The organism is Methylobacterium soli (assembly GCF_008806385.1).
Taxonomy (GTDB): domain Bacteria; phylum Pseudomonadota; class Alphaproteobacteria; order Rhizobiales; family Beijerinckiaceae; genus Methylobacterium; species Methylobacterium soli.
The window spans coordinates 14,004-35,708 of the sequence record NZ_VZZK01000014.1 but is presented as its reverse complement, the minus strand read 5'-3'; the positions used below and the strand labels follow the sequence as shown (position 1 = coordinate 35,708).

At 67.1% G+C, this 21,705-nt stretch carries 20 protein-coding genes; 8 read left to right on the top strand and 12 right to left on the bottom strand.

Annotation, left to right across the window (positions count from 1 at the left end; all coding sequences use genetic code 11):
* Positions 1-23 precede the first annotated feature (23 nt).
* Positions 24-842 (top strand): hypothetical protein, encoded by an 819-nt coding sequence (locus F6X53_RS14730; RefSeq protein ID WP_238298263.1) that lies wholly within the window; start codon positions 24-26, stop codon positions 840-842.
* Positions 843-952: 110 nt separating this feature from the next.
* Here F6X53_RS14730 and F6X53_RS14725 read toward each other — a convergent pair whose 3' ends face one another.
* Positions 953-1,798, bottom strand: a complete 846-nt coding sequence (locus F6X53_RS14725) for a DUF4344 domain-containing metallopeptidase (protein WP_151000964.1) — start codon at positions 1,796-1,798, stop codon at positions 953-955.
* A gap of 85 nt (positions 1,799-1,883) precedes the next feature.
* Complete coding sequence (gene aqpZ, locus F6X53_RS14720; protein ID WP_151000963.1) at positions 1,884-2,618, bottom strand: aquaporin Z; 735 nt, start codon at positions 2,616-2,618, stop codon at positions 1,884-1,886.
* Between the two features lie 300 nt (positions 2,619-2,918).
* On the opposite strand from aqpZ, the gene F6X53_RS14715 reads away from it, so the two are divergent.
* Positions 2,919-3,308 carry a GCG_CRPN prefix-to-repeats domain-containing protein gene (locus tag F6X53_RS14715; protein WP_373876032.1) on the top strand — a complete coding sequence of 130 codons (390 nt, stop codon included), beginning with the start codon at positions 2,919-2,921 and terminating at the stop codon, positions 3,306-3,308.
* Positions 3,309-3,412: 104 nt separating this feature from the next.
* Here the strand turns inward: F6X53_RS14715 and F6X53_RS14710 are convergent, their stop codons facing one another.
* Positions 3,413-3,961 (bottom strand): DUF6894 family protein, encoded by a 549-nt coding sequence (locus F6X53_RS14710; protein WP_373876031.1) that lies wholly within the window; start codon positions 3,959-3,961, stop codon positions 3,413-3,415.
* Positions 3,962-4,157: 196 nt separating this feature from the next.
* On the opposite strand from F6X53_RS14710, the gene F6X53_RS14705 reads away from it, so the two are divergent.
* From F6X53_RS14705 to F6X53_RS14690, 4 genes are all read left to right on the top strand, one after another.
* Positions 4,158-4,934, top strand: coding sequence for a Crp/Fnr family transcriptional regulator (locus F6X53_RS14705; protein WP_342353996.1), 777 nt, complete (start codon positions 4,158-4,160; stop codon positions 4,932-4,934).
* Positions 4,931-5,167 carry a hypothetical protein gene (locus tag F6X53_RS14700; RefSeq protein ID WP_151000961.1) on the top strand — a complete coding sequence of 79 codons (237 nt, stop codon included), beginning with the start codon at positions 4,931-4,933 and terminating at the stop codon, positions 5,165-5,167. Before F6X53_RS14705 ends, F6X53_RS14700 begins: the two co-directional genes overlap by 4 nt.
* 212 nt (positions 5,168-5,379) lie before the next feature.
* A complete protein-coding gene (locus F6X53_RS14695; RefSeq protein ID WP_151000960.1) occupies positions 5,380-6,096 on the top strand; it encodes a Crp/Fnr family transcriptional regulator in 717 nt (238 codons plus the stop codon).
* Positions 6,097-6,253: 157 nt separating this feature from the next.
* Positions 6,254-6,658, top strand: a complete 405-nt coding sequence (locus F6X53_RS14690; protein ID WP_151000959.1) for a helix-turn-helix domain-containing protein — start codon at positions 6,254-6,256, stop codon at positions 6,656-6,658.
* Positions 6,659-6,750: 92 nt separating this feature from the next.
* Here F6X53_RS14690 and F6X53_RS14685 read toward each other — a convergent pair whose 3' ends face one another.
* The 9 genes from F6X53_RS14685 to F6X53_RS14645 form a co-directional block, all read right to left on the bottom strand.
* Positions 6,751-7,155 carry a hypothetical protein gene (locus tag F6X53_RS14685; protein ID WP_191970840.1) on the bottom strand — a complete coding sequence of 135 codons (405 nt, stop codon included), beginning with the start codon at positions 7,153-7,155 and terminating at the stop codon, positions 6,751-6,753.
* 59 nt (positions 7,156-7,214) lie between these two features.
* The gene (locus F6X53_RS14680; protein ID WP_151000957.1) at positions 7,215-7,595 is read right to left on the bottom strand and encodes a hypothetical protein; all 381 of its coding nucleotides are present in this window, start codon (positions 7,593-7,595) and stop codon (positions 7,215-7,217) included.
* Positions 7,592-9,202, bottom strand: a complete 1,611-nt coding sequence (locus F6X53_RS14675) for a hypothetical protein (RefSeq protein WP_151000956.1) — start codon at positions 9,200-9,202, stop codon at positions 7,592-7,594. The genes F6X53_RS14680 and F6X53_RS14675 overlap by 4 nt, the downstream gene beginning before the upstream one ends.
* Entirely contained in the window at positions 9,199-10,185 is a 987-nt protein-coding gene (locus F6X53_RS14670) for a hypothetical protein (protein ID WP_151000955.1), read from the bottom strand. Before F6X53_RS14670 ends, F6X53_RS14675 begins: the two co-directional genes overlap by 4 nt.
* On the bottom strand, positions 10,185-12,248 hold the full coding sequence (locus F6X53_RS14665; protein WP_151000954.1) for a hypothetical protein: 2,064 nt from the start codon (positions 12,246-12,248) through the stop codon (positions 10,185-10,187). The genes F6X53_RS14670 and F6X53_RS14665 overlap by 1 nt, the downstream gene beginning before the upstream one ends.
* A gap of 121 nt (positions 12,249-12,369) precedes the next feature.
* Positions 12,370-14,151, bottom strand: coding sequence for a hypothetical protein (locus F6X53_RS14660; RefSeq protein WP_151000953.1), 1,782 nt, complete (start codon positions 14,149-14,151; stop codon positions 12,370-12,372).
* Positions 14,152-14,168: 17 nt separating this feature from the next.
* Entirely contained in the window at positions 14,169-16,334 is a 2,166-nt protein-coding gene (locus tag F6X53_RS14655; protein ID WP_151000952.1) for a hypothetical protein, read from the bottom strand.
* A gap of 45 nt (positions 16,335-16,379) precedes the next feature.
* Positions 16,380-17,285, bottom strand: coding sequence for a hypothetical protein (locus F6X53_RS14650; RefSeq protein WP_151000951.1), 906 nt, complete (start codon positions 17,283-17,285; stop codon positions 16,380-16,382).
* Complete coding sequence (locus F6X53_RS14645) at positions 17,278-19,065, bottom strand: hypothetical protein (RefSeq protein WP_151000950.1); 1,788 nt, start codon at positions 19,063-19,065, stop codon at positions 17,278-17,280. Before F6X53_RS14645 ends, F6X53_RS14650 begins: the two co-directional genes overlap by 8 nt.
* Before the next feature lie 1,002 nt (positions 19,066-20,067).
* Between F6X53_RS14645 and F6X53_RS14640 the strand changes: the two genes are divergently transcribed.
* Positions 20,068-20,313 (top strand): hypothetical protein, encoded by a 246-nt coding sequence (locus F6X53_RS14640; RefSeq protein WP_151000949.1) that lies wholly within the window; start codon positions 20,068-20,070, stop codon positions 20,311-20,313.
* Positions 20,314-21,061: 748 nt separating this feature from the next.
* Entirely contained in the window at positions 21,062-21,667 is a 606-nt protein-coding gene (locus F6X53_RS14635) for a hypothetical protein (protein WP_151000948.1), read from the top strand.
* Positions 21,668-21,705 lie beyond the last annotated feature (38 nt).

The following is a 21,705-nucleotide window of genomic DNA, read 5'->3' as shown; positions in this document are numbered from 1 at the left end:
GGTCGCATTTTGCGGAGGTTCCGATGGACGCCGACCCGCCTTCGCCGATGGCGCCCCATCCGCTCGCGGAGCAGGAGGTCGGGGAAGCCATGCGCTCTCTCGTGGCGGGAAACGCCCTTCGCCTGTCGGAGCGGAACCGACGCTTCCTGTCCTTCGTGGTCGACGAGACGCTGGCCGGGCGGGCCGGGCGGATCAAGGCCTACGCGATCGGGGTGGACGTCTTCGGCCGCGGTTCCGATTTCGACCCGGGCACGGATCCGATCGTGCGGATCGAGGCGACCCGGATCCGGACCGCGCTCGCGGCCTATTACGAGGGCGCCGGCGCGCAGGATGCGATCCGGGTCCTCCTCCGGCCGGGCTCGTACATCCCGGAATTCGAGTTCGCCCGCGCCGCCTCGCCCGCCCTCCCGCCCGGCGCGGACACGGGCGGGCCGCAGGCGGACCAGCGCGCGGCGGCCCGGACCGCGCTCGTCGTCACCCACCGGACCGACCGGCGGGACCGCTGCGCCGTGGCAACGGGCGAGCTGTACCTGCAGGCGGTGGTCAGGGCCGCCGCCGGCCAGGGCTTCCGGGTCTTCGTGACGCCGCCTCCGGCGCGCAGGGCGGCGGCCCAGGCCATCCGGGCGTTGCTGCACCATCCCGAGGACGTCTACGCCCTCGACCTCGCGGTGTTCGGGATCGCGGAGGGCCGCCGTTGCGCGTGGTCCCTCTGCGACCTGCGCAGCGGCGAGTTCCTGGGCTCGGATTTCGTCGATCTGGTCGGCGGGGAGCCGCCGGAAGCTGCCGGCATCGATCGGCAGGCCGCGTCGGTCGCGCGGCGCGTCGCCGACGCCGTGGCCTGAGCGCCCCCGCGGGCTTGCCCCCCTGCCCCGCCCGCCGCGAGCTTCGTTACGGTTACAGACTTGACTTCCGGCATCCCGGCCCGCGGCGCCGGATTCGCCCGGCGCGCGCCTCAGCGCCCCCGCGCGGCGCTGCGGAACGCGTGCCGCAGGCGGTCCCCGCGGCCGGGCTTCACCCGCAGATGCGGGCCGATCAGTGTCTCGAACGCGAAGGCGACCTGCCCGTATTCCTCGCCGCACCCTTGCGCCCGCTCCTTGGGCAGGTAGCCCCGCGCCACGATGTACCCGAAGGCCTTCTTGTCCGAGCCGTAGGCCAAGCAGGCGAGATTGTAGAAGCGCTGCCAGGACAGGCCGTGGCTGTCGGCGAAGGCGGCCTGATCGACCGGTTCGTCCTTGCCGTTCGTCGCGAAATAATAGGCGCTGCCGTTGACGATCGTGCGCGCCTCCTGCTGGCCGAGCTGGAGCAGGGCGAACGCCGCGACCTGATCGGCGGCATCCTCCTCGCGCCCGAGGATCGGCACGTCGAGGAGGTGGAACAGCGCGTGTCCGCTCTCGTGCATGAGGATCTGGGAGACGGGCCCCACCAGGGCCTCCCGGCGCGTGACGCCGGCCGGCGACCGCGTCTTCGGTGCCGCCTTGTGGAGGCTGTCGACCAGTTCGTAGCAGAGCGTGATGCTTCGGCTCTCGGGCGCGTACCAGGCATTCGTCTCGCCGGCGCATTCCTTCAGCCGGTAGGTCAGGCGCGCCGGCAGCCGGGCAAGCCCCACGATGGCGCCGACCCGCTCCAGCACGCGCTCCTGGCGCAGCGTGTCGTGGAGCGCGCGGTACGCCTCCGTGGTCGGGACCTCGTAGACGATCTGGATCCGGTCCGGGGCGACGCCCCCGCCCTGCCCCGCCGCCGCAGCCTTTAGCGGCAGGAGGGTGGCGAACACGAAGGCTCCGGCTCGCCAAACGCTCACGGCGCCTCTCCGGTTTCGCGCCGCGCGGCACCGCGGGTCTCGGCGGGCGCGGTTCCGCGCGGTTGCGGTCGGGTCCGGCCCCCGCTCATTCAGCCGGGGCGGCCGGCGCGATGCCGGTGACCTGGGCCGAGGGCTCCTCGCTGAGCCAGCGATACAGGATCCCGCCGAGCGCCCCGCCGAGCAGCGGCGCGACCCAGAACAGCCAGAGCTGCGCCAGGGCCCAACCGCCCGCGAACAGGGCCGGCCCGGTGCTGCGGGCCGGGTTGACGGAGAGATTCGTGATCGGGATGCCGACGAGGTGCACGAGGGTCAGGCAGAGCCCGATGGCGAGCGGCGCGAAGCCGACCGGGGCCTTGCCGTGGGTCGCCCCCATGATGACGAACAGGAACATCATCGTCAGCACCACCTCGGCGACGAGGCACGAGACCAGGCCGTACTGCCCGGGCGAGTGCTCGCCGTAGCCGTTGGCGGCAAAGCCCTTCGCGATGTCGAAACTCGGCGACCCGCTGGCGATGGCGTAGAGCAGGGCCGCGGCCACGATGGCGCCGACGACCTGCGCGAGGATGTAGGGGGCGATGTCCTTCGTCGGGAACCGGCCGCCGGCCGCGAGCCCCACGGTGACCGCCGGGTTGAGGTGGCAGCCCGAGATGTGGCCGATGGCGTAGGCCATCGTCACCACGGTCAGCCCGAAGGCGAGGGCCACGCCGAGCAGGCCGATGCCGACCTGCGGGAAGCCGGCCGCGATCACGGCGCTGCCGCAGCCCGCGAAGGTGAGCCAGAAGGTGCCGATCGCCTCGGCGCCGCACTTGCGGATATCCATGGAAGCGTCCTCAACTCCACGCGGAGACGGGACCCGGGCGGTGCATCGCGCCATCCGCGTTCCGGGGCCGTTCCGTCGGCCAGGGGGCGTGGGCGCCTCGGCTTTGCCGGGCTCCCGACCTCGGCCGATCCTCGGCCGTCGCGAGGCCGGAAGTCACCCGTGTTACAGTTACAGCGGTGACACCTCCCGCGCTCGGCGCTCTAGTCTCGCCGACACTGTCGCGTCTTTCGATGAGCCGCGACGGGTGGAGGATCGCCGGCGCGACCATCCATTCGCCCGGCCCACGCTGGAGTGCACGGGATGGGACGCATGAGACTGGTGGCGCTGGCCGCCTTGGTCTTCGGGGCCTGGCTCAGCCTGGGCTCGCTCGAGAAGGGGCGGATCGGCGTCGGCGTCGCCGAGGCGGCCGGGGGCTGCGGGCCCGGGTTCCATCGCGGCCCGTATGGCGGCTGCCGGCGCAACGTCTACGGTGGCTATTACGGCGGCCCGGCCTATTACGGCGGGCGCGGCGTCTACGGCTACCGGGGCGGAGCGGCCTACGGTTATCGCCGCGGCGGGGTCTACGGCTATCGCGGCGGCCGGGTCTATGGCGGGCGCGCCGCCTACGGGCGCCGCGCCGGCGTCTACAGGGGCGGCGGCTTCCATGGCGGCCGGGGCTTCCATGGCGGCCGGGGCGGTTTCCGCCGCTAGGGCCGGTCCCGATCGAGGGACAGTCCCGGTCGCCTTGCAATCGCGGACGGCCCTACGCCTTCGACGTCACGCGCTCTCGCGCCGAACCAGCGGCACGGCGCGGTTCAGCGCCCCGCCCGTGTCGCTGCCCGTGGCCTCTTGCGGCTCGATCCTCGATCGCCCCGCGGGCCTGCGGATGCCGGTCCCTCCGGATCATCCCGCAGCCCCGGCGCCTGGCCGCCGGCCGGGTCGCCCGCATCTGGGCTCTGGTGCAGGCCCGTGGCGATGCGCGGCTGCGCGACGAGCGCGCAGGATTGCAAGAGGTTGCGTCGGAGCGTTTTCACCTGATCGGCGATCTCGCCCGCCAGACGCCGGGCCCGCGCGACCTGAGGCGGCACCGCCGGCTCCGACGGGGGCGGAGGCGGCGACGGCGCCGTCCGGGCTCGGTTCAGCATCTCGGTGAACGGCACCTCCATCAGGAGCTTGCCGTCCTGATCGGTGATGTCGAAGGCGTAGGGCTCGGGGTTGAAGCAGGCGTGGCTCAACTCGGCGGCCATGCTGGTGATCGCTTGGCAAGTATCGAGATAGGCAGCGTCCAGATCGCTGAACTCCGACCCGATTTCATCCCGCTGCGTCGCTGCTCTGCTTCTGAGATGAAAGAAATACTGGGGCATCGACCCTCACATCAACTCAAGGTTCTGTGTCGCGAGCGGCATCACGCCGGTTATCCTCCCTGGCTTCAACGCCGGAGCGATCACTCCGGTCCCTGGGAAATCGCTAACCTGTGCGAATGCCGGATCCGGGCCTTCGTTCTAAGGGAGCCTTCATCGCCAGCCGTACCGCCGCAGGTGCTGGTGACGGGAGCGTTGCGTGCTTCCACCTGCAGGCAGGGTTAAGGCGACTTTGGTCTCGGCTTCCAGTTCCGATCTGATCCCGCTCGTTCGCAAGCTGGAAAGCATCACGCAACTCACCGGCGAGGAGCGGCAGGCCCTGGAGAGCCTGCCGGCGGCGATCCGCCTGATGCAGCCGCGTCAGGACATCGTGCGCGACAAGGATCGTCCCGAGCATTGTTGCCTGGTCCTGTCGGGATGGACGTACCGGTACAAGCTCCTGAGCGAGGGCAAGCGGCAGATCCTGTCGTTCCATCCCCCCGGCGACCTCCCGGACCTTCAGAGCCTGCACCTGCACGTGATGGACCACAACCTTGCGACGCTCACCGCGTGCCGGCTGGCCTTCATCCCGCACGAGGCCTTCCGCGATCTCACGAACCGCTTCCCCGGCCTCGGCGCGGCCCTGTGGCGCGACACGCTGGTCGACGCGGCGATCTTCCGCGAGTGGATGACCGGCATCGGCCGGCGCACGGCCTTCGGGCGGATCGCGCACCTCTTCTGCGAAATGTACCTGAAATTGCACTCGGTCGGGCTCGCCACGTCGCATCGCTGCGAGCTGCCGTTCACGCAGGTCGATATCGGCGACGCGCTCGGGCTGTCGAACGTGCACGTGAACCGCGTGCTGCAGGAGATGCGCGGCAAAGGCTTGATCACGCTCCAGGGCAGCCGGCTGGTGATCGTCGATTGGGGGGCCCTGAGCGAGGCCGGCGAGTTCGACCCGACCTACCTTCACCTGAGGGCGGGAGAGACCGCATGAGCCTTCGCCTGCAGCCGGTGCAAGTGGCCACCGGGAGCAACGACGCCGAGAGTCAGCTCGTCTTCGAGGATGGCTTCCTCGTCGCGGTGCTGGTGCACCTCTCCGACGAGCACGAGGGCGATGCGGGCAAGTGGTATCTCGAGGCCGGCTTCGGACGCGTCGATTCTCCCGATCCGCCGAAATTCGCCGATCTCAATGAGGCTCAGGCCTGGATCAACCAGCGGCTCTCCTAGCCGGACGAGATCGGGCCGCGGCCATGACTCCTCGGGCCCGGGCGGCCGATCCGGGCGGGACCGCGTCCGCGCAAGCCGATAGCCTCGCACGAAAAACCCAAGGGTGCTATCCATTCCGAATCTGCATTCCTGGGTTGAGGACACAGAAGGAGGATCTGCGTTAAAGTGCAACACAATAAACAGTTGCATAAAACACTATTGGGGACAATTGAGTGTTTGAAGATCCGTTCCTGCGGAAGTTTGAATTTGCCGGTAATTTGTCGGAGGACGAGCGCACAGCCCTGCAGCTTCTGACCCTCACCCGTCGCCCCGTGCCGGCCCGGCGCGACATCGCCGAGTCCGAGACCGGGGATCGCGTCTATCTCGTGATGAGCGGATTTGCCTGCCGCTACAAGACTCTCTCGGGCGGCAACCGGCGGATCGTGTCCTTCGTGCTGCCGGGCGACCTCTGCTACATGCACGATTCCGGCGCGTTCGCGCGCGACCTGCGCGTCGGCACCCTGACGCAATGCTCCGTCGTCGATATCCCCCGCGCCCGGCTGGAGGAGCTGATCGGCCTCCATCCGGGCATCAGCCGCGCCATCTGGTGGGTCACCCTGCGCGAGCTCAGCCGGGCGCGCGAGTGGATCGTCAACGACACGCGGCCCGCCGACCGGCGCCTGGCCCATATCCTGTGCGAGCTGTTCGTCTGCCTGCGGGGGATCGGGATGGCGGATGAGCACGGCTTCGATCTTCCGGTCTCGCAGACGGATCTGGCCGATGCGCTCGGCATCTCGGCCGTGCACATCAACCGCGTCGTGCAGGCCTTGCGCACGCGCGGCCGGATCTCCTGGAGCAACGATCGCGTGACGATCCCGGATGTGCAGGGCCTCAAGGCCTTCGCGGAGTTCGACCCCGCCTATCTGTGCCTCGACGGGTTCGGGCCCTGAGCAGACCGGATCGTCGCGGGCCGGTGCCTGGAAGGGGTGGAAGATTCACGCCGCCCGCGCGGCTGCTAGCGTTTCGTTAACAACGCGACCATAAGTTGCATATTGTATGCAGCGGCCGGCCTCGCTCGTGGGGTCGCCCGCATCCAGAGAAGCTCCGATGGCCCCACCTCTTCCCGCTCGGAATGCGAAGCAGACGACGACGGCCGATCACTCCATCGGGACGCGCATCGCGGAATTGCGGGTTGCCAAGGGGATGAGCCAGGCCACGCTCGGCCAGGCGATCGGCGTGAGCTTTCAGCAGGTGCAGAAATACGAGCGCGGCCTGAACCGCGTCGGCGCCGCCCGCCTGCAATCGATCGCCACGCTGTTGAGCGTTCCGGTCTCCGCCTTCCTGCCCGAACAGGCCGGCCTGACGAGGGCTGAGGAATCCCATCTCGGCTTCCTGAAGGCGCCGGAGGCCCTCGAACTCGTCCAAGCCTTCAGCAGCATCACCGACGAGCAGCTTCGTCGCGACGTGCTGGCGATCGTCAAAACGGCCGCGCGCCTGCACGCGCGCAATTGAGCGGGTGCCGGGCCCGGTTCAGCCCGCCACCAATCGCGCGTCGGACGCATGATCGCTCCGTCGTGCAGGCCGCGCCGCATCCCTGGACGACGTCAGGTCGGCTCCGGGTTCGCGGCCGCGAAGGCGAATTGCTGACGCTCAGGCGGTACGCACGAGACCACGACCGCTCGACCGTCGAACAGGAACTCGATCACCGCGAGCGTGTCGAGGGCGCGGTCGAGGCCGGAATCCCGAACGACCTCGATCGTCCAGGCGCCGAGCACGGCCCCGTCCCGCATCAGCTGCGTCTCGATCCGAGCGAGATGGGTGTCGACCGCGTCCCCGTAGGCGACGTCCTGCCGGCTCCGGTCCTGGCCGCTCTGCGGATCGGCGCCGGCCGCGAGGGTCACCGCCACGCTCCCGGATGTCAGCGTGGGATGGTCGCCCTTGCGGATAACCAGCGTCACCGCGAGGGGGTGGCCGGTCCTGTTGATCAGCGTTCTCGTCTGCGCCACCATCGGCCTCCGATTGCCCTGTGGATGATCACCCCTCGACGCATCGGCGCGGCCCGGCCGGATCACGACCAGGAGACCTGCCGGGTGGACAGCAGGAACGTGTAATCCCGGAAGCTGAAATCCACGCCGTTGTTGCAGTTCAGCGCGTTGTCGAGCGGCGAGCCGCGGCCGATGACGAGATATTGCTGGGCCACGAGCTGGCTGCTGAAGCTGGCGACCAGCTTGATGCCGTTCAGATAGATGTCGACGGCATTGCCGTAATCCTCCCAGCGGGTTTCGCCGGCATTCAGGCGGAATTCCGTCACGCCGGCCTGATGGCGCGGATCGTCGCTGGCGCGGATCACCAGCGTCACCGCGATCGCGTAGGAACTCCGGTTGGAGAAGAGCTTCCGTCCGGCCACTGCCGCCTCCCTAGCTTCGTGCCGCATCGCGGCCGAGGTCACGCGCAGAGGCCGGTGCAGGCCCTGATCTGATCCACCGACAGCCAGAGGTTCGGCGTGTCGCGCCGCGCCGTGCCGGCGCAGCAGGTGACGGAGCCGTCCTCGCGCACGATCCGCAGGCGATAGGGATACGTGTCGGTATCCTGCCGGCCGATGATGATGTCGCGGATCGAGCGCTCGACCGTGATGTCCCCCTGCAACCGTGAGGCGGTGAGCGCCGCGGACCCGCTCGGGAACGTCACCTCGACTTCCAGGATCTCGGGCGGCCCCGCGAAGGCTCTCAGAACGGTCCGCACGTTGAACCGGACGGAATGCGTCGTCCCGGTCGAGACCTCGAGAATGTCGTCGAAGAACCCGGCCTCCAGGCCCTTGGGCAGGCGGCCGCTGAAATCGAGGCGGTCCTTGTAGCGGCCGCCGAGGACCTCGACATCGATCCAGCCGCGAAACAGCGGGTTCTCCGGCGCGACGCTGAAGATCGCGCTCCAGATCGCGCGGAACTGCGTGAAGTTGAGGTGGACCTCGTTGCGCACCCCCGCGCTCAGATCGATCACGGCCTCGGCCTGAAGCTCGGGCTTGCTCGCGCTGGCCTGCCCGTTCGGCAGATATTGCGTCAGGCTGGTCTTCACCCCGTGGGCGTCCTGCGCCGAGACCATCTGCGGCGTTAGCCCGAGCTTTCCCCGCAGCGATCGGGCCGCGTGCTCGATCCGCCCTTCATCCACCACCGGGCGGCCGAAGAGGCGGAACGTCGCCCGCGTCCGCTCGACCGATGGCTCTCCCTCGGGCAATGAGAATTGCAGCAGGGAGACGGCCGGCGCGTCGGCCGGCCCGCGCGCCAGTTCGAAAGCATCCGGCAGGTAGAAGACCCGCGCGCGCTCCTGGTTGTCCTGATAGTAATTGTAGGCCCTGCCGTTCCAGTCGACCTGCCATTGGACGTAGCCCGGCAGCGGTGGCGCCGGAATGCGCCGGCGATGGCTGACCGCGAGCACGAGGAATTGGCGCGCGTAATCCGGGTCGGCCTCGCCGATCATGGCCAGGAAGGTGGCCGCGGAATCGAACGGGATGCCCCCGAAGGCGTCGAGCAATCCGGCCCTTAAGGTGTCGTTTGCCCAGTTCCGCGTGATGAAGGTCTCGGTCTGCGGCGCGGCCAGCGTCAGGGTCTGGATGATCTCCACCGCGACGTTGGGCGTTGCGTCGAACAAGGCGGCCTGCGCCCGCGTGAGCGCCGCGCCCGCGAGTCGGGCGCATAATCGCCAGAGGTTGCCGCCCTCGCGCGTCGCCGTCAGGGGGATCGTGACGCCGTCGCCGCTGGCATCGAGCACGAGCCCGAACTGCGTCCCGTCGAAGACCGGGCCGGCGGTGCCGAGGCGGCCGGCCAGCTCCGTCGGCAGCTCGGCCATGAGGTAGAGGGTCAACGTGCCGTCCGGCGCGAGGGTGCTGGCGAAGGCGTCGCGGCCAACCACGCCGGCATAGACCGGCAGGTACCAATTCGCGCCGGCGGCATCCGTCATCAAAGCCGCGGATGACAGGGCCGGGGACGGATTGATCAGCGCCCGGCCGAGCTCGGTCGGGCGGGCGCGCGACCTCACCACCCTCAGGGTCGGTCCGATCATGGCGTGTCCTCGAAAGCCGGCGGTTCGGGAGGGCGAAACGAGATCTGCACGCCGGGCCGGATCTCCGGGCCGACGAGGAACCCGATCATGTTATGGCCGCCGCACGCGGCGGGCCGGGATGCGAAGGGCTCGGTCAGCGCGGCATAGCATCCGAGATCGAGGCCCTGGCGTTCGGCGAAATCCAGGAGCTGGGTCCGGATGTGGTCGTCGCCACCGGCGAGATCGGCCGCGAAGGCGAAGAGGGAGAAGATTGGCGCGTCGCCGTCGCGACCGACGCCGTAGCTGCAGCCGAAGCGGATATCCGGGAGCCGGCCCCCGCCGCGGCGGAACTCGAACGCGCGCACCATCGCGACGAGATCGTCGAGGCAGCGCCCAAGGCCCAGCCGGTCCAGGATCGCGGCCAGGCGCGAGACCGGCATCCCCCGCTCCGCGCATTGCGCATAGATCTCGCGGCGCTCGGCTTCCGGGCTCAGGCCGACGAGGAGGGGCAAGAGCCCCGCATCGTCCCGGTCCGGCCAGGAGATGCCCGGCAGGGCCTGCTCCCCGCCGGGCGGAACCTCCGCATAGACCTTGAAGGCGGGCGCGCATCCGGCGCGATGGCGCAGCCCGAGCCACGCCCCCCAATCGAGCGTGCCCCGCGCCTGCAGGCCAGCCAGCATCGTCAGGTCGTCCCCGACGCCGCGCCGGGCCAGATCCCGGACCGGGAGGAGGTCCCCGATCCGGGCCAGGCGGGTTCGGACGGGCCCGCCGATGTCCACGACATAGCGAATATCGGCATTCAGGCTCGAACAGGCGAATTCCACCGGCCCCCCGCCGCGATTCAGTGCACTCGCGGCGGAGGGCTCCGTCTCCTGGTGATCGGCCAGAAGCCGGGCGAGCCGGCGCGCCACCTGCGGCGCCACCTCCGGCGCGCGGGCCCGCAGCACGGAGAGTGCGGCGGCGATTTCGGCGGGAAGGCCCGTATCGCCCTGAGCGGCGGCCATCAGGTCTTCGACAGCTTGACGCTGACCGATTGGCCGCCCCGCGCGGTCTTGCGGATCGGCTCGCCCTCATCCGGGACAATCTCGTAGTTCACCTGCAGGTCGCTCTTGCGGGGGAAATCCTGCAGCGTCGGCACGATACGCTGCACCCGCTTCTGGCCCTTCTCCAACGTGAACTGGTCCTCCCACCGGAAGGCGCCCTCCGCGTAGGAGAGCGCGATCTCCACGCTGTCGGGCTCGAAGTTTGCGGTGAAGTATACCGGGACATGGCCGACGAAGCGGTCGTGGACGACGACCTGATTGTCCAGGAGCGTCTCGGGCCCGTAGCCGGAGAGGACCTTGTTGCCCTTGCGCAGCTCGACCTTGTACAGGATGGCCTCGCTGCGGAACTTGGCATCGCTGCGGATGTTCAGCTTCGCCGCATCTGTCTGTCCGCGCTGCAGGACGACCCGCTTCTCGCCCTTCCACTTCGCGCTCGTCAACGTCACGACGGCCTGATCGGCGTTCTCCCAGACGAAATCCGTGTCGAGGCGGATGTCGAGGCGGATGAACTCGACCACCGCATCCGGCATCGCCACGATCAGGCCGCGGTCCTCGCGCCCGCTGATCGCGTACTGGGTCGCGTCCGCCCTCCAGTCTCCACCCGGCTTGAACACGTAATCGACCGTGTAGGCGACATCCGCCGAGCCGCGCGCGTCGTACTGGAACGGGAACGGCTCGCTGCTGCCGCTCCGCTTGCCGTCGGTGATCGTCAGGGTGCAGGTGCTCTGCTTGCCGCGCGGCGCATCGGCGGGATAGCGCGCCTGGATGTTGAGCGCCTGCAGGCCGAACGCTTTCAGGTCGGCGTCGCTCGGCAGCGCGAGAGCGACATTGTAGGGCAGTCCGAACAGGTCCTGCGAGCGGTTGACCTGGATGACGTAGCTTCCGGGATCGCTGAGCCCCTTCAGCACCTGGGCCTGCGGCAGGACCGGATAGGTCCGCGCCTTCATCTCCGCGTAGATGAAGTCGATCGTATTCGTCTGGCGGCCCTCGTAATAGGCGGCGCGGATATTCACCTTGGGAATGTACGTCCCGGCCGTCTTGACGAGTTCCTTGATGGCGGCGTCCCCGGCCGCGCCCGCGAGGCCGGCGCCCGCGACCTGATCCGTGGCGGCTTCCTCGGTGGCCAGGGCCTTCTCGATGGCCTCGCTCACCGCCGGCTCCTTGCTCATCGGGCTCCAGTTCTTCGCGTCGGACCCGACCTGCACCTCGAAGAAGTTCTTGATGACGTAGTCGAGGAGGATCTTCTGGGCCCATTTCAGACCCTCCTGCTCGCTCTCGCCGCTGAAATTGACCACCTCGATCTTGAGGTCCGTTCGCTGCATGATGCGCTGCCATTGCGCGTTGAGGCCGAGGTCGAGCACGACGGCCGTCAGCGGAAGCTGGGTCCCGATGCTGGCCTGGAAGTCGCGGATCGTCTTCTTCAGCGTCCCCTGGACCTTGAAGGTCACGGATGGCCGCATCGCCAGGAATTCGAGCCGGTAGAGCGCCGCGATGCTGTGGGAGCCGGCCAGGATCGCGGCCTTCATCGCCGCCGCGAGCTTGCCCGCCTTGGTGAACTTGACCGAGCACACTGCGGCGTTGTCGCCGACGAGCGAGGAGGAGCCTGCCGACCAGACGATCTGTTCCGGGCTCTGGTAGAGGAGGGACGGATCGTTCGCGCCGGCGGCGGCCGCCGCCTTCGCGGCCAGCGGCCCGAGCACCGAGAAATTCACCGCGCCCTTGGTGTAGGTCACCGTCGAGAGGCTGATCTTCGCGGCGTCGCGCCCGGTGCGCCGCGCGATCTCGCTGCGAAGCCGGTCGAGCGACCCGGGCGGGATCGCGCTGTTGACCTCGAAGTTCAGGAAGCCGGTCCCGTCGGCATCGTTGGTCGCGTCATTGTACCAGAGATAGGACAGAACCTTGCGGTTGTTGCGCTCGGCCAGCTGGATGGTTCCGGGGATATACCAGAACTGATACGGCGATTCGTGGTCGGGATAGACATCCACGCCATCGACCGTGAACTTGGTCTTATCGATCAGGATCATGGTTGTGCTTTCTCTTGAGAAATACGGGCGTTCCTCGACCGCTCGGGTCGAGCAACAGGCCATCCCGCAGCCGGATCCCGGCCGCGAGCCCTGGTTTCGTCGGCGGCTCTTGCGTGGGAACTCAGACGGATCGGGGGGGCGCCGGCACCACGATCGTGGTGCCGGCGCCGGAAATCTCGGCGCCGGGAACGGTCCGGCTGTCGCCCCGGAACGCCGTCTTGCAGGCGAGCCGGGCCTCCTCGGCGAACCAGTAGGTGAAGGCCGCGCGCGGGGCCGCCTCGGTCAGCGTCAGCAGCCGGGAGGCCCAGATCTGATGGAAGGCCTTCTGGACGGGCTTGACCAGGACGGCGCTCCAGCGGCCCCAATCCATGTCGGGCGCAGCCTCGAACAGGATCCGGCGCTCGCGCAGGGGATTCAGGAAGATCGTGGCTCCGGTGGGCAGACCGACTTCGTCGTGATCCGCGCCGTTGGCGGCTTCGTAGGTCGCGTGGAACGCCACCTCGGCGAGGTCCAGCGGCTCCGGAGCGAAGGCTTCGATCGCGCCGCGGGGCTGGCGCGCACTGAGCACCAGGCGGGCGGGGGTAAAGCTCATTCCCGGCGGGCCGCTCAGGCTCAGGTCGATCGTCCTGATGAGGTCCCACGGAAAGTCGCCGGCGACGCTCACCGCGTAGCGGCGGAAGCTGTAGAACGCCGCCGGCTGCAGATCGACGAAGGCCCGGTCGCGGTCGAGTTCCACCGTGGCGGTGACGCGCGGCCGGTCGCGGCGGGCGAAGTGCAGGTCGCACCGGCAGGCATAGAGCCGGGCGTCGTCGGGATCGTGGGTGAGGCCGACCTGCCAGTCGCCGGGGTTCTGCCCGTTGAAGACGCGGGCGGCAGGAGACAGGTCCGCGGGCGCGATGCTGACCTGGACCGCGTGGAGCGGGTTGCCGTCGAACCGATCGTGGCAGCGCAGGGTCAGGTCCTGCACGAAGCTGATCCCCGTCGGCAGTTCGACGACCGGCCGGCCACGCAAAGCCTCCGGCAAGCCCCCGAGGGCGCCCTGGATATGGACCGAGCGCGCGACCGCACCGGTGACCCGCAGATTGCAATCGAGCCGTCGCGCGATGCTCTGGACGTCGCGGATCGTCTCCGAGGAATAGCCGATCCCCCAGGAATCGTCGCCGCCGTCGGGCGGGGGTGCAAAGGCCGGCAACGGGGTGAGCACAGCCTGCAGGCTGCTCAGGAAGGCGCGGCGCACCCCGTCTGGCAGCGGCTCGTCGGTCTGGTTGACCGAGCTGACCTGGATCGATCCGCTCTCCCGCAGCTCCTCGAAGGTCTCGACGCGCTCGAAGCTGACGAACAACAGATTCAGCTTGCGCTTCTTCTGCAGCCAGTCGCGGAAGCGCTCGGCATGAAACTGAATCGAATACTCGAATTTCGGCCGCATGGCCTCGAATTGGAGGCTGTAAACGATCGAGATCGGCACCGAATCCGGATCGTCGAGGGACCGCATCAGGAGCAGATACTGCTCTGTCGTCAGCCCGAGACTGATCGCCACGCCGTTGTCGCCCATCAGCGACGGCGTCGCCAGGACCGGGTCGCCGCCGATGATCGCGGCGGCGACCGTGCCGGACGTCCACGGCAGCGGAGTGAGCTGGGCACCGGGCGTGCCCCGCTCCAGTGTCCGCCGCGCCCTGGCGAGCTCGGCCGGGTCGGGCGCGAGATCGACGACGAAGGACAACATGCCCGCCTGCCCGTCCCGCACCCGATCGTATCGGACGAGCGTGAACTGGTAGGCATCGCCGTCGCGGGCGATGCGCGGCTGGGTCGCCGCGTAGTAGAACTGCTTCGGCTCAGCGAAATCCCCGTAGATGAGCATTCCTGTGACGCCGCTGAGCGTGATCGCCTTCCCGTCGGCCAGCATGTTCTGGGTCCTCGAGCTCAGAAGATCGAGAAGCCGTGACTTTCGACGGTGATCAGCGTGTCATCCTCGACCTTGCCGATGAAGCCGCTGCTCAGATCCGTCAGGTCGCTGGTGCGTCCGCCCGCGGTGATCCGGGCCTTGACCACGCGGAACGACGAGGGCGCGTCGCGGAACACCGGCACCTTCCAGGTCGGCGCCGTGGTCTCCGGCTTGCTGGCGTCGAGCGTCAGGGTGCGGGTGAAGATGCGGTCCTGGCCGAGGCCCTTCAACGTGTATTCCATGCGCAGCTGCGCCAGGCTCACATCGCCGGCGAGCCCGAAGGTGAGGGTGTGGGTCCGATCACCGAGCGGGTTCAGCACGATGATCGCGGCATCGCCCTTCTTGAGCACCACCTCCTTGACGTCGTCCACGAAGGGCGCGCCGGCGGCGAGGTTGAGCGTGAGCGTGTAGGTCAGCTTGCCGGTCATCGCCTGGCCGAACGGCTTCACCACAAAGACCTTGCCGTCCTTCTTCAGCGTGGCGCGATGGGTCCAGTCGCCGTACCGGAGGTCCACCGTGGCGCTGCTGATGAGGTCCCACGGCAGGCCCATGCCGTCGAAGGAGACGCTGAGAACGCCGAGATCAACGCCGCTCAGGGCGAGGTAGTTGTCGCCGCTGTCCTGGCGCGTCACCGCGGCGCGGAACGGCGGCGTCCCGTCCGAATAGGCCACCAGATACGCGTAATGGAGGCTCTTGTCCGGCGTCAGCTTGCTGAAGGTTCCGTTCAGGGTCTTGCCGGGCTTCTGGTCCTCCGTCGTGTTGTACTCCATCACGGTGATCTCGTTGCCCTCTGGGGTTCGCAACTTCTCACCCGCGTAGGAAATCTGGGTCACGACGAAGCGATCGATCTTGCGATGCTTGAGATAGTTCAGGCTCGGCGGCTGAACCGTGACGTCGACATTGAAATAGGGCCGCCGATTAAGATCGACGAGATGGAAATGCTCCTGCAATTTGTCCGTGGCGACCAGGGCGTCGATCTTCGGGAGCTGACCCATCGGATTCTTCGGCACGCTGATGGCCTGCGTCAGCGAATAGGTGCGGGTCTGCTTCGACACCTTGCTGAGCTCGCGTGCCTCCTGGATGGTCAGATCTTCCAGCTTCACCGCGGGCAGCTTCGCCTTCAGCATGTCTTCGAGCTGCTTGCCCGCCCAGTCGGTGAGGAGCTTCTGGACGCTCTCCTTGTCGTCCTTGGTAGCCGCCGCCGGCAACACGATGTCGGTGCAGCTCTGCACCAGTTCCTCGTAATGCTTCCCGCGCGCCACCAAGCTCAGATAGGTGCGGCCCCACGATTTCTTCAGGACATGGGCTTCCACATCGAGCTTGGCGATGACGGACTGATCGAACGTGACGGTCGCCTTCGCCTGCGGCAGCAGCCCGTCGAACTCGGTGGTGTAGCGGACCGCGATGACGCTGTTGCCGCCCTTGGCGGGGTCGTAGCCGCTCGGCCGGTCCTTCGCGGCGATTTCGGGACCGCCGAGACCAGTCCAGAACAGGTTGGCGCCGACTTCCTGAAAGTTGAACGTGACGACGGCGGCATTGCTGTTGAACAGCGACGGCACGACCTCCAGCTTGCCGCTGGTATATTCCGGAGTGCCCTCGATGTAGCTCTGCTTCCCGGCATAGCCCTGGACCGTGACCGTGCCAGACTTGAATGGGATCGGGCGAATGTCGAGGCTGACGGTGGCGGGCAGGAACTGCATCCACTCGCGCTTCTTGTCGAAGAGGGCGAATTTCTGCTTCGCGGTCTCGTCGGTGTAGCCGAGCTCGAGCTTGAGGGCATCCACGCGCTCATTCTGCTTGGCGTCCATCGCGCGGCAGAGCGCGTCGACCAGCTGGGCGATCTTGATCGTGGCGGGATTCTTGGTGAGCGCGGCCGCGATCGTCTCGCGCACCGCCGGCTGGGCCAGATCCGGAATCGGCAGCGCCACCGTCATGGTGCAGATGCCGCCCGATTTGACGCCGCCGCCGAAGTACCAGGTCATATTGAAGCTCGGCTTGCCGTCCTGCTCGGCCATGAAGGTCGGGCGCTCGGCGAGCGCATAATACAAGTCCTTGTTCTCGCTATCCGGAAAGAGAATGTAATTGTTCTTGCCGAAATTCGTCGGCACATCCTTGACGCTCACGGCCGGAGAAATGGTCAGCATTGTCGATGTCCCTCAAGTCTCGTTAAATTTCAGGCGCAGGTGAAATCAGGGGCTGGACGGTTCCGGCCCGGTGCCGTCGTGCCGGGCCTGCGCCAGGTCTGCGCTGTCGTGCAGCGCGAACGACACGAAGACGGTCCGCGCCGCCTTGCGCTGAAAGCCGAGGGCGGCCACCGCCAGCGCGGCCGTCTCGCCCTCGGCGAGCGCGTCGTGGAGCCTGTGCGCCGCCGCCTCGCGCAACTCCGCCTCCATCGCGTCGCGCGCTGCCGCCGGCGCATTGGCGCTGTGGCGGCGCGTCAGGACGAGTTCGCCGTTCTCCAGCGCGTCCCCGATCGCCGCCCGGCAGGCGTCGAGATCGGGCGCGGGATCGCATTCGGGCTGCGGGCGGCCGCCGGATCTCGTCTCGTCCGGCCCTGGCAGCAGCGCCCGGGCCCGCGCGCCGAGATCGCCCGCGAGCTCGGCCGCCACCCGCTCCTGCAAGTCCAGCGCGGCGCGGTATTCGAGGATCATCCGCCCGGGCTCGCCCTTAAGCGCGGCGGCGACGGCCTCGGCCTCAACGGGTTCGAGCGAGGCGCTGAACAGGGCGCGATAGGACGGCGAGCCCGAGCTCATCTCCGGGCCGATCGTCAACGCCTCGCCCGCCTCCGGCGTGATGATCAACCTGGCCTCGGCATCGGCCAGATCGGCGATGTGGAGGTCGAGGAGGGCCAGATCGGGATGCCGCGACAGGATCGCGCGCTCGGCTGCCGCCAGCTCCGCGTCGGTCGCGTGCCAGACCGTCTCGCAGGCCAGGAAGCCCCCGTCCGGGCCGTGCACCAGCGTGATCCGCGGCTCGCCGTCGTCGAGGTCGAGCCGCGGAGCGCCCGGGAGATAGGCGATCTCCCCGGCGCTCACCGGGCCGAGCGGCACGCAGACCACCGTCCCGGCCTGAAATCCGTTCGGTTTGTCAGACATGAGAGGGTGTCCTCGACGCGCGCGCCGGATGAGCGGACAAGATCAGATCCCTGCCGGGGAGCTGATAATCGGACCAGTCGCCATCCGCGTCGTCGTCGAAGACGCGGCGGAACCGATAGCGATTGCGGAAGATCTGGTCGGCGAAGTAACCGAACGTGGTGCGCGACTGCTCGGGCGTGAAATCGAGCACGACCGGCTCCTGCGCGCTCTCGGGCAGGAAGGCGAACCGGGCGGCCGCGAGACCGCCACCGAAGGCCACGCGGATTCCGGTCGTCTGCGGGCCGTATTGCGGGAAGCTGTCGCAATCGAGATCGACGGACGCGCCGGGCAGATCGAGCGTGATCGCCGGCCTCTCCGCCGCCGGGTCCTGCGCCGAGACCACGAGCCGCCCCACCCCGCCCGGCGGCAGCAGGAAGCTCACTGAGGGAGCCTCGGCCACGATCTCGGCCTGATGCGCGGTTCCGGGAATCGCCACAGCCAGCCGGGCCTGTTCCAGCAGCGGCGGCGCGGCGCGCACGGTGACGAGGCGCAGGGGCAGGTCGGCGGGTCCGAGGTGGAGATACGCCCCAGGGCCGTCGAACCACGGCAATTCCAACACGGCGTCGTCGACGACGAGCTGAAGGCGGGCCCGGTACGCCTTCAGGCCGCCCCGCCGGAATGCGAGCGCCACCGTTCGGCTGCGCCGACCGCCCGGGTAAAGCGCCACGGATTGCGCCGTCGTCAGGCCGGAACGCGCCTGTTCCTTGTCGACGCACAGGGTCACGTCGACGGCATCGCAATTGCGGATGTTCTCCGGAAATCCGCTGGCGACCGCGACGGTCAGCGCCAAACGGTCCTCCGGCAGCGGCCCGACGCGGGTGAAGGCCGTGACGCGGTCCCGGCCGCCCGCCTCGATGATCGACGTGAACGGATCGAGATCGAGGAAGCGCGGCACGCCGGTCGGAAGCGGCGTGCGCAGGTCCCAGCGCGTCGGCCCGCCCGCTTCTTCCGGCGCGCGCAACGCGATCTGCGGCCCATCCGCGATGCGCCGACAGGGCGCCGGCCCGCCGAAGTGATGTGTGAGCCAGCCCGCGAGCGTGAATGCGCGAAGGTGCGTGCTGCCCGTGCGATCACCGCCTTCGAACCGCAGGAGCTCGGGCGGGGGCGCCTCGAGCCAGGAGACCAGCCTGTCGAAGGCGAGGCTCGGCGCGCCGGGATCGAGGCTGTGCAGATGGGCGAGCAGGGCCCCGGCATCGAACAGGGCGGTGGTGTCGAGCCGCGGCAGCACCCCCGCGACCCGGGATTCCACGGCGACGCGCGCGGCGGGCATCGCCCCCGTCGCCAGCTGGGCATAGAGCAGGTCGCCGGCGCGGGCCGGGATCCGGGCATCGAGCGTCGCGCGGCGGGCACCGTCCCAGGCGAAGGGGGCGTCCACGCGGCAATCACCGGCCTCGAAATGCCAGGTGGCACCGGCCGAGAACGAGACCGGCACCACGGCGGCATCGGCCGCCGACAGGCGCGTCGAGCGCAGGGCATCCGTGCGAAGGCCGGGGCATTCCAGGCCCATATGCAGGCTCGCGAACAGGGCCTGGTCCTCGCCCGCGGCATTCCGGTCGGAGAAGAATTCGAGGAAGAAGTCCGGCGACCGATCGGCGTTTCGCGCCAAACGGACGCGCTTGGGCAGGGAGAAGAACAGGCCGTCGGTGCGATAGGCCGGCAGCAGCCACGCATCCTCGGACGCGATCACATCTCGCCAATCCGGAAGGTCGCCGATCGCCCCAAGCGGCACCGCGTCGCTCATACGCCGACATTCCGCCGGACGCCGCGGGCGGCGATCGGGAACCGGCACAGCGTGCCGCACGGGGCGCGGCCCCGGTGATCTGACAGGATTTCCAGTATCATGTCGAATTTGTCATTCCGTTGATGAGGCGGAGGAAGACTGAACGAGATGATTTTCGCGTCTCGTAGGTATGAATTATCTAGCAATTACGATGTTTATTATCGTCAGAAATACAACAATATAAGCAAAGATGAATTTTAATCATCTGATTTCTCAAACGAATGAAATGTTTTCAATATTTACACGTCATTACATAAGTAATTTTCCACGTCAAATTTTCAACTATATTATATGTCTCATTACACCTCTGAAAAATTCGACGTCAATGACAATTATTTGGCAATATTATTGTACTTATTGAGCATAACGCAATTAGGAATGAATTATGCTATAATCAATTCTTGTTTGAAGATGGACGCGAGACAACCAGCGTCGTCGGCCGAAACCTGCGCGCCTGCGGTGATGGCGGGCGACGCACGATCTTCGTCCCGGCATGCCGCCCAGCGCTTCGATGCCGGGCGAGCCGGCGCGACATGTTCAGGCCGCGGGCGCGACCGCACCACGCCCGTGGGGCGTAAGCCGGACGGAACCTGACATTATGCCGGGAGCGTTCGCCGACCGCCCGATGGACGCCGCCCCCGCAATCTGGCGGCGGCATCCTAATCGCAGGAGCGATCAACGACGCGCGGTTCCGCGCGCCGCCGAGACCCTCGCGTCACTTCAATGCCGGTGGCGTTGCTTGCAGGAAGTCTGAGCAAGTCTTGTTGTCTCGATGGATCGGCGCGCCCGACGGCGAACGGCGCCTTATCGCTGGACGACAGAGGAGGTTGGCCGGACACGACCCGGAGCCTCACCCTCCGGACCGCGCGAGGCCCGGACAGCCTGACCGCGGCAGCAGCCGCTCCCGAGAGATAAGTAATCGGGCAATCAGCATTTACCTCCCACGGTGCAGGCTTTGCCGCTTTGCGTGAGAAGGCCGCCAAGTTCGGTGCAGGCCGCTCGATGCGTAGTGACGCATTGCGCTTTCGCGGCCGTGCATCCGTCATGATCGTTCTTGATGCAGATCGTTTCCGAATACGTCGCAAGGACGTTGTTTCCTTTCTTGCAGACACACGCACCCGTGATGTAATTTTAAGCAGCAAAAACTGGAGAATTCCCCGCGCACAGGAACGCGATCAAGGCACAGCAGAAGATTGTGATCTTATTTGACATGAAAAACACCTTTTTTGATAAACGAATGCAGGTTAGGCGAATGATTTCCCGGCACGAAGATCAGTGCGATCTGGTTAGCATGCGAAACTCTAGGTTTCCATAGCAATCTCACGTCGGGTCAAAAAATCCTATCGCGCATCGGCAGGCGATCCGCCATCGCGACGCCGCGGCTGTCACCGACCGGCCCCGCGGCATCCGGCGTGACGCCGCTCCTCGTGGACGCGGCACGATTTTCCATCACACAAAATTGCTCGACAATATTTGCGAAAATCGAATTGACTTTCTCGGGGTCAATATTGATTTTGCTTCTGCCTTTCCTGGCGACGAGATCCTACGCCTTATCGGCGAAACCCGAGACATCCAGGTTCCACGACAATTCTGAGTTCTCAGGGGCGCATCACCCGTACCGGCCATTCGGGCCGCCGGTTCGGGATCGGTCCGGACATTCTGCAGATCCATGCGAATGCGCCGGCCTTGGATTTGCAGCTTTTCGCGGTGGCAACGCTTGAATCTGAGTTGCTTCGCGACGTGCGAGAAGAAGCCGGCCCTATATTGAGCCGTATAGGGACGCGCTTTGCGCGCGTTCGGTCGACGAATGAACTGGTACCGCGAGATTTCAGGTCGGGGCAGAGCGAACTCGGCACCGACAGCGACCTTACTTCCGACTGGAAAATTCCGAACAAGCTTGGAAGGGACGCGCCGAAATCGGCGTCTAGATCGATAGACTAGAATTCAAACAGAATATATGAAATTTGCTGAAACAATGTCGCCATTTAATGCAATGAACGGCAGCACCAAGCTGCAGCGGACACTATCGGCAACACCAAACATTCCAAGCACCACAGAGGACAGAATGCCTACTTTATATTGCTATATCCCCTTCGCGAGGGGAGGAAAAAAGATCAAGTCTGGCTGTCTGAGAACAAATGCTGCTGAATTGATTGATGCAGGGGCTTTGCCGGACACCTCGCTCGGAACCAGGCTGACGGAATGCAAAATCATCTATCGTGGGGAAGAAAATCGTCAGATTACGCCAGGGGACGTCCTCGTCGTCCATGCGCATGGCGGACCCGACGACTCGGATCTCGCGGACAATGCCGGCGAACACATAACCTGTCGCGATCTGATGGAACGGATCAAGCTCCTGAACGGCGGAGCCGCGGCGGAGGCTTACTTCTTTACCTGTTATTCGGCGTTGCCTCATCATGCCGCCGCCGTCTTCAAGCAGAGGGCCAGGGCGGTTCGGGTTTTTGGAACCACTGAGAAAGCCGAGGGGGGCCTCGTGCAACGGCTCAGATCGGGAACCATCAAGGCCGGCGTCTGGAGCTCGGGTCAGCTCAGGGAAGTTTAGCGCGGCTCTCGGACGCGCTCGGCCGCGAAAAGCCGAGA